Annotated in this window: 10 protein-coding genes; 5 read left to right on the top strand and 5 right to left on the bottom strand. The window is 54.0% G+C overall.

All coding sequences use genetic code 11. The features are described from left to right. Nucleotides 1-9: 9 nt before the first annotated feature. Both rcsC and gyrA read right to left on the bottom strand, forming a co-directional pair. The gene (gene rcsC / locus F3J37_RS17295) at nt 10-2,862 is read right to left on the bottom strand and encodes a two-component system sensor histidine kinase RcsC (protein WP_166934730.1); all 2,853 of its coding nucleotides are present in this window, start codon (nt 2,860-2,862) and stop codon (nt 10-12) included. A 166-nt stretch (nt 2,863-3,028) separates the two neighbouring features. Continuing rightward, nucleotides 3,029-5,668, bottom strand: coding sequence for a DNA topoisomerase (ATP-hydrolyzing) subunit A (gene gyrA, locus F3J37_RS17300; protein WP_166934732.1), 2,640 nt, complete (start codon nt 5,666-5,668; stop codon nt 3,029-3,031). A gap of 177 nt (nt 5,669-5,845) precedes the next feature. On the opposite strand from gyrA, the gene ubiG reads away from it, so the two are divergent. Continuing rightward, on the top strand, nt 5,846-6,571 hold the full coding sequence (ubiG, locus tag F3J37_RS17305; RefSeq protein ID WP_166934734.1) for a bifunctional 2-polyprenyl-6-hydroxyphenol methylase/3-demethylubiquinol 3-O-methyltransferase UbiG: 726 nt from the start codon (nt 5,846-5,848) through the stop codon (nt 6,569-6,571). 486 nt (nt 6,572-7,057) lie between these two features. On the opposite strand, the gene lsrG is transcribed toward ubiG, so the two are convergent. Beyond that, nucleotides 7,058-7,351: a (4S)-4-hydroxy-5-phosphonooxypentane-2,3-dione isomerase gene (lsrG, locus tag F3J37_RS17310; protein ID WP_166934736.1), complete on the bottom strand. Its 294-nt coding sequence runs from the start codon at nt 7,349-7,351 to the stop codon at nt 7,058-7,060. Between the two features lie 208 nt (nt 7,352-7,559). Between lsrG and lsrK the strand changes: the two genes are divergently transcribed. The 4 genes from lsrK to yfaE all read left to right on the top strand — a co-directional run bounded on the left by lsrK (nt 7,560) and on the right by yfaE (nt 13,341). Beyond that, nucleotides 7,560-9,131 (top strand): autoinducer-2 kinase, encoded by a 1,572-nt coding sequence (lsrK, locus tag F3J37_RS17315; protein ID WP_166934738.1) that lies wholly within the window; start codon nt 7,560-7,562, stop codon nt 9,129-9,131. A gap of 465 nt (nt 9,132-9,596) precedes the next feature. Further along, nucleotides 9,597-11,882 carry a class 1a ribonucleoside-diphosphate reductase subunit alpha gene (nrdA, locus tag F3J37_RS17320; protein WP_097116584.1) on the top strand — a complete coding sequence of 762 codons (2,286 nt, stop codon included), beginning with the start codon at nt 9,597-9,599 and terminating at the stop codon, nt 11,880-11,882. A 65-nt stretch (nt 11,883-11,947) separates the two neighbouring features. After that, nucleotides 11,948-13,078, top strand: coding sequence for a class Ia ribonucleoside-diphosphate reductase subunit beta (nrdB, locus tag F3J37_RS17325; RefSeq protein WP_034825039.1), 1,131 nt, complete (start codon nt 11,948-11,950; stop codon nt 13,076-13,078). A 2-nt stretch (nt 13,079-13,080) separates the two neighbouring features. After that, complete coding sequence (gene yfaE / locus F3J37_RS17330) at nt 13,081-13,341, top strand: class I ribonucleotide reductase maintenance protein YfaE (protein WP_058961303.1); 261 nt, start codon at nt 13,081-13,083, stop codon at nt 13,339-13,341. Between the two features lie 59 nt (nt 13,342-13,400). On the opposite strand, the gene F3J37_RS17335 is transcribed toward yfaE, so the two are convergent. Both F3J37_RS17335 and elaB read right to left on the bottom strand, forming a co-directional pair. After that, entirely contained in the window at nt 13,401-14,597 is a 1,197-nt protein-coding gene (locus F3J37_RS17335) for a nicotinamide mononucleotide deamidase-related protein YfaY (protein WP_166934740.1), read from the bottom strand. A 152-nt stretch (nt 14,598-14,749) separates the two neighbouring features. Next, nucleotides 14,750-15,058 carry a stress response protein ElaB gene (gene elaB / locus F3J37_RS17340; protein ID WP_034825045.1) on the bottom strand — a complete coding sequence of 103 codons (309 nt, stop codon included), beginning with the start codon at nt 15,056-15,058 and terminating at the stop codon, nt 14,750-14,752. Nucleotides 15,059-15,164: the final 106 nt, after the last annotated feature.

A 15,164-nucleotide genomic window follows, 5' to 3' on the forward strand; every position in this document is an offset into this window, starting at 1 on the left:
TCTTCTGTACTACCCTTTCCTGCTTTTTCTTACCCGCTCGGCATAGATTGCCAACGTGGATTTCAACACATCAAGCGTAACAGGCTTGGATAGGCAATTATCCATCCCGGCATCCATACAGCGCTGCTTCTCTTCTGCCAACGCATTGGCCGTCACCCCAATCACCGGGAAGGCATGGCCCAGCTGACGCAGGCGCTGCGTCAGGCGATAACCATCCATATTCGGCATATTGACGTCACTCAGCACAATATCAATGTGATTACGGCTTAGCACGTTCAGCGCATCGACCCCATCCTGTGCGGTTTTGGTTTGATAGCCCAGTGTGCCGAGTTGCTCGGAGAGCAACATACGGTTAATCGGGTGATCATCAACAATCAGTACCATAATGTCATCGTAACGGTTGGCCTCTTGCGGTGCGGCCAACTGCAACGGCGTGCTGGTTTCGCTATCAATATTGAGGCGATAGATGCGGCCAAGTAATGAAGGCAGATCGTGCAGCATCGCACTGCTCTGCACCCACTGACCCGGCGCGGTTTCCTGCGGCATGTCGATGTGCTGACCGCAGATGTGAATCTGTGCGCGCACGGCCTGTGACACCGTATCCTGATGGTCGCTAATAATCACATCGTCGCTACCGGCATTACCCTGATAATGCGCGATCGCAATACCCTGTTGCTGCAACAGACGCAGCAGGAAGACCGCAAGATAATCATTGCGCATATCCAGCCAGATGGCTTTTTCCTGCAAGCCATCCAGCAGCGGCGGCGCAGGCTGTTGTCCAGCGTAAATGGGGATACGGATGATAAACTGGCTACCCATGCCCGGCTCAGAGTCGACCTCAATATCACCGTCCATCATGTTGATCAGCTTTTCACAGATCGCCAGACCCAGCCCGGTGCCCTGGAAGTTGCGCTGCACGCCAGAGCCCACCTGGAAGAAGGGATCGAACAGACGCGTCACTTCTTTCGCTGGAATACCGACGCCGGTATCGCGCACGCGGAAGGCTAAATACCCATCTTTGACATAAGCATGCAGAATAATGCAGCCGGTATGGGTGAACTTGATCGCGTTATTCAGCAGGTTAGAAATGACCTGCTGCAGACGCATTGGATCGCCATCCATCGTCAGCGGCACATCATTTTCGATCATCACATATAACGTTAGACGTTTACGCACCACCAGCGACAGATAGTTGCTGGCGATGTGATTGACCACCTCACGCGGCGAGAACGGGCGCGGCTCAATCTTCAGCTGCTCCGACTCAATTTTCGAGAAGTCGAGAATATCACTGATGATTTTCAGCAGCAGGCTCGATGAGTTGTTCATCGCCGTCACCAGCGATTCCACACCTTTTGGCAACGACTTAGTTTGCAGCAGGTCGAGATTACCGATGATGCCGTACAGCGGGGTGCGCAGTTCGTGACTGACGGTGGCAAGGAACATGGATTTGGACTGGCTGGCCTGCTCTGCCGCATGCGCCATCTCCTGCAACGACTGCTCCATGCGCACACGAGCTGAGACGTCTACCAGCACGCAAATCGCTACGTTTTCATTGCGATAGCGTGAATGCACAAAGCTGATTTGCAGGTTGGTATTGGTACCGGTGAGCACATCGACAAAGTTGACCTGCTGGCCCCCGATGATCTCATTGAGGCGCTGACGATCTTCCTGCGTCAGCAGCGTCAGATAGTTGTGCGCCAGTTCGTTACTCAGAATATTGGTGCCGTCGCTGGTGCGCAAAATACAGATGCCGACCGGCGCCGAAGCGACAATTTTGCGGTTGAACTGCTCGTGCTCTTCCAGCCGATGTGCGTTATCTTCCGCTGGCAGGAACATACGGCGTTCGAATATCCATGCCAGCGTGAACAGGATCAATGCGCTGAAGATATTCAGCAACAGCGCGTTAATCAGCATCAGCTTGAGCTGATCCACCAGCACGTCAGTAGAGAGTGACCACACCACGTTAAGATTGGACGGCGGCAGCGGTTTCTTCAGGACTAACTGGCGATAGCTATCAAGATAACCAAACCAGGTGCTGTCATCCGGCAGATCGTCAAAAGAGTAGCCGGGGCCACCGCGACGCGAACTCAGCAACGGACGGTAGTTCTCATCAGTAATGGTGGCAACCAGCGGCAAGCCGCCCGGCTGAATAAACTCATCAAGACGGATATTTTGTTCCACGCCCAGCAACGCCTGTAGCTTGTTGGCCACATACACCGGCATCACCATATAGAAATTACCGACACCAGGCTGGCTGCTCGGCGTAATCCAGTACATCGGATTACGCCGCTCTTCTTCGTTGCCGCTGCGATAGTGCAGCACCCGCTCGCGCAGGGCTTTCAGGCTCCGTTCACGATCGACTGAATTGTTGTTACCAATGGCGAAATCGGCCAGACACTGATTTTCACCCCCAATAAAGAACACACGGTTGAGTTCGTAAGCGGAGGTGAAGTTACTTTTCCAGTAGTTGATGAAGTAACCGAGCGAATCGAGCGAGTTACGCCAGGTGTTACTCATTGAAGTGCAATCACCATCAGAAAACAGCGGCGTGAACTGTGGCAAGGTACTTTTACTGGCAGGCAGGCCATTCAGCACGTCCAAACCGTTGCTACTGTTACTTAAGCGGTTTTCGGTGATGTATTTCAGTTCACGCATGACGTCGGCCGAGTGGCGGACATACCATTCCGCCTGGCCATAATTGGTGTCAAATTCCTGGCGAACCGCGTTCTCTTTTTCGTGCAGTACGTTGATGATGAAGAAGGTAGTCAGCAACGCACCCAACGTCCAAAGCAGCAGCGCCAGCGCACGGAACAGATAGCGCGAGATGCGAAGCGTAGTGCGAAAGGAGACGAGATATTTCAAAAGAGACTCACTGGCGGTAAGGGGTTGTCAGGAAGTTGAAAAACCCTCATACACTAGCTTTATCGGCCCGAAAAAGCCAGTTGGTGCGCGACTTTGGGAGTAAAACTCAGATAAAAAAACGGCAGGTCGGTTGCCCTGACCTGCCGCTGTTGTTCACCGCTGCGGATTACTCTTCTTCATCCGCTTCAGGTGCATCGTCGTCGTTGTCGACTTCCGGCGCGATATCTTCTTCGCCTTCTGCAACACTGCCGTCGATGGCGTCGAGTTCTTCCTCTTCCACCGGCTCAGCGACACGTTGCAGACCCACCACGTTTTCGTCTTCCGCGGTACGAATCAGAATCACGCCCTGGGTGTTACGGCCGACCACGCTGACTTCCGATACGCGTGTACGCACCAGCGTACCGGCATCGGTAATCATCATGATCTGATCGCCATCCACCACCTGCACCGCACCGATGACCGGTCCGTTACGTTCGGTGACTTTAATCGAGATCACACCCTGGGTTGCACGCGACTTGGTTGGGTATTCGCTATTCGCTGTACGCTTACCATAACCGTTTTGCGTCACGGTGAGGATGGCGCCCTCTTCACGTGGCACGATCAGGGAGACCACTTTATCGCCTTCGGCCAGCTTGATACCACGCACGCCCGAGGCCGAACGGCCCATGGCACGCACTGCCGTCTCAGCGAAGCGCACCACTTTACCCGCAGCAGAGAACAGCATGGCCTCATCGCTACCGTTGGTCAGCGCAACACCGATCAATTCATCATCTTCTCGCAGGTTGATGGCGATAATACCGGCGCTACGTGGACGGCTGAATTCCTGCAGGGCAGTTTTCTTCACGGTACCGTCAGCGGTCGCCATGAAGATATTGAAGCCTTCGGTGTATTCACGCACCGGCAGAATGGCGGTGATACGTTCGTTGGCTTCCAGCGGCAGCAGGTTAACAATTGGGCGACCACGTGCGCCACGACTCGCTTCTGGCAGCTGGTAAACTTTCATCCAGTAGAGACGGCCACGGCTGGAGAAGCACAGAATGGTATCATGGGTGTTGGCCACCAGCAGACGATCAATAAAGTCTTCTTCTTTAATACGTGCTGCGGATTTGCCTTTGCCACCACGACGCTGCGCTTCATAGTCAGTCAGCGGCTGATATTTGACATAACCCTGATGCGACAGCGTGACCACCACATCTTCCTGATTAATCAAATCTTCAATGTTGATGTCGGCGCTGTTGGCGGTAATTTCAGTACGACGTTCATCACCAAACTGGTCGCGCATTGCCACCAGCTCTTCGCGGATGACTTCCATCAAACGCTCGGCGCTCTGCAGGATGTGGATCAGTTCTGCGATCTGGTCCAGCAGCTCTTTGTATTCGTCGAGCAGCTTTTCGTGCTCAAGGCCGGTCAGTTTCTGCAGACGCAGATCCAGAATTGCCTGAGCTTGCTGTTCAGTCAGGTAGTACTGACCGTCACGAATACCGAACTGCGCTTCCAGCCACTCTGGACGTGCTGCGTCATCGCCCGCACGCTCCAGCATGGTGGCTACGTTGCCCAGATCCCATGGCTGTGCCAACAGGCCCGCTTTCGCTTCAGCTGGCGTTGGTGCGCGACGAATCAGTTCGATAATCGGATCGATGTTGGCCAGCGCAATGGCCAGACCTTCAAGGATATGTGCACGGTCACGCGCTTTGCGCAGTTCGAAAATGGTACGGCGCGTCACCACTTCACGGCGGTGGCGCACGAAGGCTTCAATGATGCCTTTCAGCGTCATGATCTTCGGCTGGCCCTGATGGAGTGCCACCATGTTGATGCCGAAGGAGACTTGCAGTTGCGTCAGGGAATAGAGGTTGTTGAGCACCACTTCACCGACCGCATCGCGTTTGATCTCGATAACGATACGCATACCGTCTTTATCGGATTCATCACGCAGGCCGCTAATGCCTTCCACACGCTTCTCTTTCACCAGCTCGGCAATTTTCTCGATCAGGCGCGCTTTGTTTACCTGATACGGGATTTCATTGACGATGATGGTTTCGCGGCCGGTTTTTGCGTCGGTTTCAATCTCACCGCGTGCGCGGATATAAATCTTACCGCGACCGGTGCGATAGGCTTCTTCGATACCACGACGACCGTTGATAAACGCCGCAGTCGGGAAGTCAGGGCCGGTGATGTGTTCCATCAGGCCTTCAACGGTGATGTCTTCGTCTTCGATAAAGGCGAGGCAGCCGTTGATCACTTCCGTCAGGTTGTGCGGTGGAATGTTGGTCGCCATACCTACGGCGATACCGGACGAACCGTTCACCAGCAGGTTAGGAATTTTGGTCGGCAGCACTTCAGGAATCTGCTCGGTGCCATCGTAGTTCGGCACAAAATCGACGGTCTCTTTTTCGAGATCCGCCAGCAGTTCAGATGAGATCTTCGCCATGCGCACTTCGGTATAACGCATCGCTGCGGCGGAGTCGCCATCAACGGAACCGAAGTTACCCTGACCATCTACCAGCATGTAGCGCAGGGAGAACGGCTGGGCCATACGAACGATACTTTCGTAAACCGCGGAATCACCGTGTGGGTGATATTTACCGATCACGTCACCGACCACACGGGCCGATTTCTTATAAGGTTTGTTCCAGTCGTTACCCAGTTCGCTCATGGCAAAAAGCACACGGCGGTGCACTGGCTTCAAGCCATCACGCACATCGGGTAAAGCTCGGCCAACGATGACCGACATGGCGTAATCGAGGTAGGAGTTTTTTAACTCTTCTTCGATATTGACCGGTGTAATTTCTCTCGCAAGGTCGCTCATGGAGCCGCTATCCCTCTACATAATGCCGGTTTTTAATGGTGCGAAAGTATATCACAGTGGTTGCTTTCGGTGAACGTAAAGCAGGGTTTAATGCCGCTTTTCCTTGCAGGTGAGAGATGCGCTAGCAAGAGTTAAGCGTTTATACTGAGGGAATATTTTGTCAGGAGTCGTGATTCAATGAGTGAACAACCGCAGGAAAGCCGCCAAAACGTCGACCATGCTGAGATTGCCAAGTTTGAAGCGGTCGCATCGCGCTGGTGGGATTTAGAGGGTGAGTTTAAGCCGTTACACCGCATCAATCCCCTGCGTCTTGGCTGGATTGCCCAGCACAGCAATGGTTTGTTTGGTAAGAAGGTGCTGGATGTCGGCTGCGGCGGCGGTATTTTAGCGGAAAGCATGGCGCGTGAAGGAGCCAACGTGACCGGGTTGGATATGGGTGCGGAGCCGCTGGAAGTAGCACGGTTGCATGCGCTGGAGAGCGGTGTGAGCGTGAATTATGTACAGCAGACGGTGGAAGATCATGCGATCAGCCATGCGGGGGCCTATGACGTGGTGACTTGCATGGAGATGCTGGAGCACGTACCGGATCCGCGTTCTGTGGTGCTGGCATGTGCGCAGTTGGTAAAGCCGGGCGGCGAAGTGTTCTTCTCGACCATTAACCGTAATCCCAAGGCGTGGTTGCTGGCGGTGTTTGGTGCCGAATATGTGATGCGCATGGTGCCGCGCGGAACGCATGATGTGAAAAAATTTATCCGTCCGGCGGAGTTGCTGAATTGGGTTGATGAGACGCCATTGCGTGAGAGAGGCATGATTGGCCTGCACTACAATCCGCTGACCAATCAGTTCCGTCTGGGGCGTGGTGTGGATGTGAATTATATGGTGCATACGCATCGTCAGGATTGAGTGTTTGCGTGGTGGCTGCGGGGACGATGCATGGTTGCTGTAGGGACTTGTGCATGGTTGCTGCGGGGACGGTGCGTCGGCCAGTAAAGCCCCGCCCGATCGCAAAGGAAACACGCATCCATGCAGATCGGCCGCCGCATCCCTGCGGCGGACGCTTTGCTCTTCGGGCGGGGCTTTACTGGCCCTGAACGTTGGTCATTGCTTTGAGTCGCGCTGCGTTGTGGATTGAGCTTCATTAAGTTGCCCTCGCAGCCGCTTTCGATATCATAATGCAGCGACTGCTGCGCAAATTATTGAGCTATCCGTCGCTTAAACCCACCTCTACGAACACCTAATCATGCTGGGATTGTGCGAAGAATTCTGCGTCGCCTCCATATTGAACATTATACGGTTGCAGTACATATCATTGCGCTTTCGGTTGTTTCAATACTCCTTTAAAAACCTCGAATGATGGTGCTTCGCCCTTGTACGGAGAATGACTTGGCGTCACTGCGGAAATATCCCCTTAAACGCGGTTTTCTTTCTCGGTTCGCTCATTAACGCTTCCAACGCCTCAACGCACGCCAGGTAGTGTGCCGTTTTCTTGTGCGCCAGCACGGCGGCCTCATCGGTGTAAGCTTCATAAATAAAGAAGCGCGTTGGCACATGGCTGTCCTGCAACACATCAAAGCGCAGGTTGCCAGGCTCCTTTAACGCTCCCAAATGATTCAGCTTAAATACCCGCAAAAATTCGTCGATACAGTCGGGTTTGACGTTGATCTCGACCAGCGTGACTTCCATTGGCTTGTCCTTTTTATCGCGATTGGCAAAGTGGCAATCCTGGTAAAGCTTGTTTAATAAAACTCTCGCAGCGATCACAGTTCAAACTTTCAGCGGTGGGCTAAGCCGTTCATCTGGAGGTGAAAACCCTCGCGCACAGCTATCTTTGCAGTAACACCCGTTGGGCCGTCGGCGTGGAGCACTTTTCCGTTTCAACAGGAGTTTTGCGATGTCACACGCCCCGCATTTGATGGCGCTCGACGCCGGCACCGGTAGTATTCGCGCCGTGATTTTCAATCTTCAGGGTGAGCAGGTCGCTGTGGCGCAGGCTGAATGGCGTCATCTCGCCCTGCCCGATGTGCCGGGATCGATGGAGTTTGATCTGAGCCACAATTGGTCACTCGCCTGTCAGTGTATTCAGCAGGTGCTGCAACAGTCGCAGTTGCCAGCCAGCGCGATTCGCAGCGTGGCCTGCTGCTCGATGCGCGAAGGGATCGTGCTCTATAACAAAGCCGGCGAAGCAATTTGGGCCTGCGCCAACGTGGATGCCCGCGCCAGCCGCGAAGTGAGTGAGCTGAAAGAGATTCATCACGGCGAGTTTGAGCGTGAAATCTATCAGTGCTCAGGACAAACCCTGGCACTTGGGGCAATGCCACGCCTGTTATGGCTGGCGCATCATCGACCCGATATTTATCGTCAGGCGGCAACGCTGTCGATGATCAGCGACTGGCTGGCAAAATGCCTGAGTGGCGAACTGGCAGTGGATCCCTCCAACGCGGGCACTACCGGCCTGCTGGATTTACGCACCCGAAACTGGCGGCCTGATTTGCTGGAGATGGCGGGTTTGCGCGGCGATATATTGTCTCCGGTGGCCGAAACCGGTACGCAACTGGGAACCGTGACAGCCGAAGCCGCTCATCAGTGTGGGCTGGCGCAAGGCACAGTGGTTGGTATGGGCGGCGGTGATGTGCAGCTTGGCACACTAGGGTTAGGCGTGGTGAAGGCGGGCGAAACCGCGGTGCTTGGCGGCACTTTCTGGCAGCAGGTGGTGAGTCTGCCGCAGCCGCAGGTTGATCCTCAAATGAACATTCGCGTTAACCCACATGTGATCCCAGGCATGGTGCAGGCGGAAGCGATCAGTTTCTTTACCGGCCTGACCATGCGCTGGTTCCGCGATGCGTTTTGCGGCGAAGAGAAACTGCTGGCAGAACGCCTGGGTGTGGATTGTTACAGCCTGCTGGAAGAGATGGCGGCACGCGTACCCGCCGGTTCGTGGGGCGTGATGCCGGTGTTCTCAGATGCAATGCACTTCAACAAGTGGTATCACGCTGCGCCCTCCTTTATTAATCTTTCCATCGACCCCGAACGCTGCAATAAACAGACGCTCTTCCGTGCGCTGGAAGAGAATGCCGCGATTGTTTCGGCCTGCAATCTGGATCAGGTGGCCGCCTTTTCCGGTGTCCAAACCTCACAGATAGTGTTTGCCGGAGGCGGTGCGAAGGGCAAATTGTGGAGCCAGATTTTGAGCGATGTCACGGGGCTGACGGTCAAAGTGCCGCAGGTGAAAGAAGCCACCGCCCTGGGCTGCGCGATTGCGGCTGGCGTCGCCGCTGGGGTTTACCGCAGTTTGCAGGAAACCGGGCAAGCATTAGTACGCTGGGAGCGCGAATTTCACCCCAACGCAGAACACCACCAACTCTATCAACAGCAAAAAGCCAACTGGCAGAAAGTCTATGCCGACCAACTCACCCTGGTGGACAGTGGGTTAACCACCTCGATGTGGAAAGCGCCAGGTTTGTAACTCACTGCTATCCAGATCAATTTCCTTTTAGACGCATGCCACGCATTTTTGTAGGCTGGATTGGTCACAAAAAATTCATAAGCAATTTTAGATAAGTTCGCTACTGGCGGCCTTGTCAGGGCTTTTTTGACTTCAGAAATTTCCGTGATGAGAACCTTTGAGCAATAAACACGCGCTCGATCAAAAAGTGAAAAAAAAGTCGCTGGCAGTTGACACCATTGGCAGGCCTTATGGAATGGGGATCCAGGAATTTCGCTACCCCCCTGGACGGATTTTTTCGCGAAAATCAACTCTTGTGATGATCAGAATGCTGACTAGAATACTCACCATATTGTTGTTCAAACTTCCCGCACCCCCTATATATAGTGTTTATCCACAGGCTTACTCACAACGAGCGGCTTGTGCATAGACCTTGTGAATAGATGGGGGATAACTCACTCTTTCATGGACAGGTAAACACGCGACATGAACCAAAGTCTGCTCGTTACTAAACGCGATGGCCGCCAGGAGCGCATTGATCTCGATAAGATTCACCGGGTACTGGATTGGGCCGCTGAAGGCCTGAATAACGTCTCCGTGTCTCAGGTTGAGTTGCGCTCCCACATTCAGTTCTACGATGGAATTCGTACTTCTGATATCCATGAGACCATCATCAAGGCCGCTGCAGACCTGATCTCCCGTGATGCGCCGGATTACCAGTACCTGGCTGCTCGCCTCGCCATCTTCCACCTGCGTAAAAAAGCGTACGGCCAGTTTGAGCCGCCGAAGCTGTACGATCAGGTCGTGAAAATGGTTGAGATGGGCAAATACGACCGTCACCTGCTGGAAGATTACAGCGTAGAAGAGTTCGAGCAGATGGACGGCTTCATCGACCACTGGCGCGACATGAACTTCTCTTACGCTGCGGTGAAGCAGCTGGAAGGTAAATACCTGGCGCAGAACCGTGTGAGCGGTGAAATCTACGAGAGTGCCCAGTTCCTGTATATTCTGGTTGCTGCATGCCTGTTCTCCGGTTATCCGCGTGAGACGCGTATGGATTACGTGCGTCGCTTCTATGATGCCGTGTCCACCTTCAAGATCTCACTGCCGACGCCAATCATGTCTGGCGTGCGTACCCCAACGCGTCAGTTCAGCTCTTGCGTCTTGATCGAATGCGGTGACAGCCTTGATTCCATCAATGCCACCTCCAGCGCTATCGTAAAATACGTGTCGCAGCGTGCGGGTATCGGTATCAACGCTGGTCGCATTCGTGCGCTGGGTAGCCCAATCCGTGGCGGCGAAGCCTTCCATACCGGTTGCATCCCGTTCTATAAACATTTCCAGACGGCAGTGAAGTCGTGCTCACAAGGCGGCGTGCGTGGCGGTGCAGCCACCCTGTTCTACCCAATGTGGCATCTGGAAGTGGAAAGCCTGCTGGTGCTGAAAAACAACCGTGGCGTTGAAGGCAACCGCGTACGTCACATGGACTACGGCGTACAGATCAACAAGCTGATGTATACCCGTCTGTTGAAAGGTGAAGAGATCACCCTGTTCAGCCCGTCTGACGTGCCAGGTCTGTACGATGCGTTCTTCGCCGATCAGGACGAGTTTGAGCGTCTGTACACCAAATACGAGAAAGACGACAGCATCCGCAAACAGCGCGTGAAAGCAGTTGAACTGTTCTCACTGATGATGCAGGAACGTGCTTCTACTGGCCGTATCTACATCCAGAACGTCGATCACTGCAACACCCACAGCCCGTTTGATCCGGCTATCGCGCCCGTCCGCCAGTCTAACCTGTGCCTGGAAATCGCGCTGCCGACCAAACCGCTGAACGATGTGAATGACGAAAGCGGTGAAATCGCGTTGTGTACGCTGTCTGCCTTTAACCTCGGAGCGATTGACAGCCTCGACGATCTGGAAGAGCTGGCGACCCTCGCGGTACGTGCACTGGATGCCCTGCTGGATTACCAGGATTACCCCATCCCGGCGGCAAAACGCGGCGCAATGGGTCGTCGTACTCTGGGTATTGGCGTGATCAACTACGCTTACTATCTGGCGAAAAACGGCGTGCGTTATTCTGATGGCAGCGCCAACAACCTGACGCATAAAACCTTTGAAGCGATCCAGTACTACTTGCTGAAAGCCTCGAACGAGCTGGCAAAAGAGCAAGGTGCCTGTACGTGGTTCAAAGAGACCACCTACTCACAGGGCATTCTGCCGATCGACACCTATAAAAAGGATCTCGACGCCGTTTGCAGCGAGCCGTTGCACCTGGATTGGGAAGGTCTGCGTGAGTCGATCGTTACGCACGGTCTGCGTAACTCCACGCTCTCTGCCCTGATGCCGTCTGAAACCTCTTCGCAGATTTCAAACGCCACCAACGGTATTGAGCCACCGCGCGGTCACATCAGCATCAAAGCATCCAAAGACGGTATTCTGCGTCAGGTGGTGCCAGAGTATGAGCGTCTGAAAGATCAGTACGAACTGCTGTGGGAAATGCCCTCTAACGACGGTTACTTACAGTTGGTTGGTGTGATGCAGAAATTTATCGATCAGGCGATTTCGTCGAACACCAACTATGATCCAAGCCGTTTTGCCAATGGCAAAGTGCCGATGAAACAGCTGCTGAAAGATCTGCTGACCGCGTATAAATTTGGCGTGAAAACCCTGTACTACCAAAACACCCGTGATGGTGCGGAAGATGCGCAGGACGACCTGGCTCCTTCCATTCAGGATGACGGCTGCGAAAGCGGCGCTTGTAAGATTTAATTAGTCAGACGCCCTATCTTGTCAGGGCCGGCAATGGTCGGCCCTCATCACTTTTGGACTTAGCCATGGCTTACACCACATTTTCGCAGAACAAAAACGACCAGCTGTTAGAACCGATGTTCTTCGGCCAGTCAGTGAACGTTGCCCGTTTCGACCAGCAGAAATATGACATCTTTGAAAAGCTGATCGAAAAACAGCTCTCCTTCTTCTGGCGTCCGGAAGAAGTGGACGTCTCACGCGATCGTATCGATTATCAGGCGCTGCCAGATCACGAAAAGCACATCTTTATCAGCAACCTGAAATACCAGACGCTGCTGGATTCCATTCAGGGTCGCAGCCCTAACGTGGCCCTGCTGCCGTTGATTTCGATTCCAGAACTCGAAACCTGGATCGAAACCTGGGCGTTCTCTGAGACCATCCACTCGCGCTCTTACACCCATATCATCCGTAACATCGTCAACGATCCTTCACTGGTGTTTGACGACATCGTCACTAACGAGCAGATTCTGGCGCGTGCACAGGACATCTCGAAGTATTACGACGATCTGATCGAGATGACCAGCTACTGGCATCTGCTGGGAGAAGGCACGCACGAAGTGGCGGGTAAAACCGTGACCGTGAATCTGCGTGCGCTGAAAAAGCAGCTGTATATCTGCCTGATGAGCGTTAACGCACTGGAAGCGATTCGCTTCTACGTCAGCTTCGCCTGTTCATTCGCCTTCGCCGAGCGCGAGCTGATGGAAGGTAACGCCAAAATCATCAAACTGATTGCGCGCGATGAAGCTCTGCACCTGACCGGCACTCAGCACATGCTGAACCTGCTGCGCACCGGTGAAGATGATCCTGAAATGAAAGAGATCGCCGCCGAGTGCCGTGATGAGTGTTTTGACCTGTTCAAGAAAGCCGCCGAGCAAGAGAAAGAGTGGGCAGATTATCTGTTCAGCGGTGGCTCGATGATCGGTCTGAATAAAGACATTCTGTGCCAGTACATTGAGTACATCACCAACATCCGCATGCAAGCGGTTGGCCTCGATCTGCCGTTCCAGACGCGTTCTAACCCGATTCCATGGATCAACTCCTGGTTGGTATCAGATAACGTGCAGGTGGCACCGCAGGAAGTGGAAGTCAGTTCTTACCTGGTGGGTCAGATTGATGCCGAAGTCGGCGAAGACGACTTCAACGACTTCCAGCTGTAAGCATGAGCCGTTCTGTTGTTATTCTGCGCAGTTCCGGCTCCCGGCTGGAGTGCGCAGAAGATCATCCCAATCTGCTGACGGCACTGGAAGCGCACAATGTTTGCGTAGAGTTTCAGTGCCGTGAAGGCTACTGCGGTTCATGCCGCATGCGCTTGCTAAAAGGCGAAGTGGCTTACGCGGAAACCCCATTGGCGTTTATTCAGAAGGGTGAGATTTTGCCCTGCTGCTGTCGCGCCAAAGGGGAGATTGAGATCGAGATTTAAACACCGGGTCGCCATCAATGGCGCCCCGGTGAAATTCATGGCAACGTCTGCCCACGCAGTTACTGTTTCACGGCTTCCAGCACATCAATCCAGCCATGCCCGGTACTGACTTCACTGCCGTGCAGCCAGCGGCGCAGCATGTTCATCGCCATCATCGCCACGACTTTCTGCCGGATTTCAACATTGTGACGCCCATGGGTGAACTTCACGCGCTGGCCCCAGCTGGCTTCCGGCGTATGCAGCGCAATCGCCACTTCGCCCTCTTCCAGATTGCCCACCGACAGCGCCAATACCGTGCCGTGATGTGCGGCCAGATTGCGCGTGCGCTCGACCTGGGATTCCAGCGGTTCATCATGAGGAGGCAGAATCTCTGCTGCGCTGAGCGGTACGTCTGCTGATGCCAGCTGCCAGTTGAGCAATCCCGCCGTATATTGCTCGCTTAGCGCCAGCCGGAAACCACGCTGTTGCAACTCAAGCGCTAACAAAGCAGGCAAACCTTCAGTGCCTTCGAAGATAGTGCATTCCGCCAGCAGCAGCTTAACCTGCTGCCACGCCTGCTCCATCGCCACGCGCTGGCTGGCCGGTCCGGTGAGTTTGATTTCAATGATTGGCATTGATGAGCGATAGCCCATTACCACACCTTCCGGCAACGGTAACGGCTCCAGTTCGGCAGCAATGTCACTCTCGCCACGACCAAAGGTAGTCAGACGCAAACACAGCGGCGGCTCAGGTAAATCAAAACGCGCTTTCAAACGCGGAATGATCTCCTGCTCGACCATCACTTTAAATTCGGACGGCACGCCCGGCGTGAAGAATATCCAGCAGCGATTGAGCTGAAGTGCAAAGCCACACGCGGTACCCACCGGATTATCAATCAGCTCGGCATTCGCCGGAATTTCCGCCTGCTTGCGGTTGCTCGGCGCCATGATGCGTCCACGGCTGGCAAACCAGGCTTCCATCTTCTCCAGCCATTCCTGCTGGATCACCAATTCGGTGCCACACGCGGTGGCAGCGGCCAGCGCACTGAGATCGTCGCTGGTTGGACCAAGGCCACCGTTCACAATCAGCACATCAGCAATCTGGCTGCGACTCTGCAGCGTCTCCACCAGCGAGGACATCGCATCGCCAACGGTACTGCGGCTGGTCATAGGCAAACCGTGCTGGAACAGCACATCCGCCAGCCATGCGGCATTCGTATCGACAATCTGCCCATGCAACACTTCATCGCCCGTTGAGAGCATTTCAACACGTATCACGTTATTTTCTCCTTATCCCTGTCGCTTTACTGTAGAAAGCGCGCACGCGAAACACAATCGCCGTTGATGCGAAACAAGGATTCGAGACAAATGAGAGGGATAACGCGGTAAAAAAGAGGAATCGGGCGTAACCGGCGTTACGCCCCGACAATTTAGCGGCGGGCCAACAGTAAACCGACAAACAGGCCAGCGGCGGCGCCAATGCCGATCCCCTGCCACGGTTTTTCATGCACATAATCGTCGGCACGGTAGGCCGCTTTTTTGGCACGGTAATAATAGCTGTCAGAAGCCTGGCTAACGCGATTCTTCACGTCTTCCAGCGCTTGTTCCGCTTTAAGTTTCAATTCGATGTACTTTTGATCGGCCGGATCACCCGACGATTTCAGTACTTCTTCCAAAGTTTCTGTCAGTAGCGCCAGGTCGTCATCAAGGCGAGTTTCAAATTGATCTGAAGATGACACGTTATACTTCCTCCATGCTCGTCACTTATCGTCGTTTAACTATAGTCATAAATTCGGTATTTGCTGCGCGCAAGGGATTCGGATTACGCTGGTTTTTGCTCGACTC

Source organism: Candidatus Pantoea communis, from assembly GCF_011752685.1.
Lineage (GTDB): Bacteria > Pseudomonadota > Gammaproteobacteria > Enterobacterales > Enterobacteriaceae > Pantoea > Pantoea communis.

Coding starts and splice junctions, on each gene's coding strand:
- gyrA (WP_166934732.1), bottom strand. CDS start 5,668: ATGAGCGACCTTGCGAGAGAAATTACACCGGTCAATATCGAAGAAGAG.
- ubiG (WP_166934734.1), top strand. CDS start 5,846: ATGAGTGAACAACCGCAGGAAAGCCGCCAAAACGTCGACCATGCTGAG.
- lsrG (WP_166934736.1), bottom strand. CDS start 7,351: ATGGAAGTCACGCTGGTCGAGATCAACGTCAAACCCGACTGTATCGAC.
- lsrK (WP_166934738.1), top strand. CDS start 7,560: ATGTCACACGCCCCGCATTTGATGGCGCTCGACGCCGGCACCGGTAGT.
- nrdA (WP_097116584.1), top strand. CDS start 9,597: ATGAACCAAAGTCTGCTCGTTACTAAACGCGATGGCCGCCAGGAGCGC.
- nrdB (WP_034825039.1), top strand. CDS start 11,948: ATGGCTTACACCACATTTTCGCAGAACAAAAACGACCAGCTGTTAGAA.
- yfaE (WP_058961303.1), top strand. CDS start 13,081: ATGAGCCGTTCTGTTGTTATTCTGCGCAGTTCCGGCTCCCGGCTGGAG.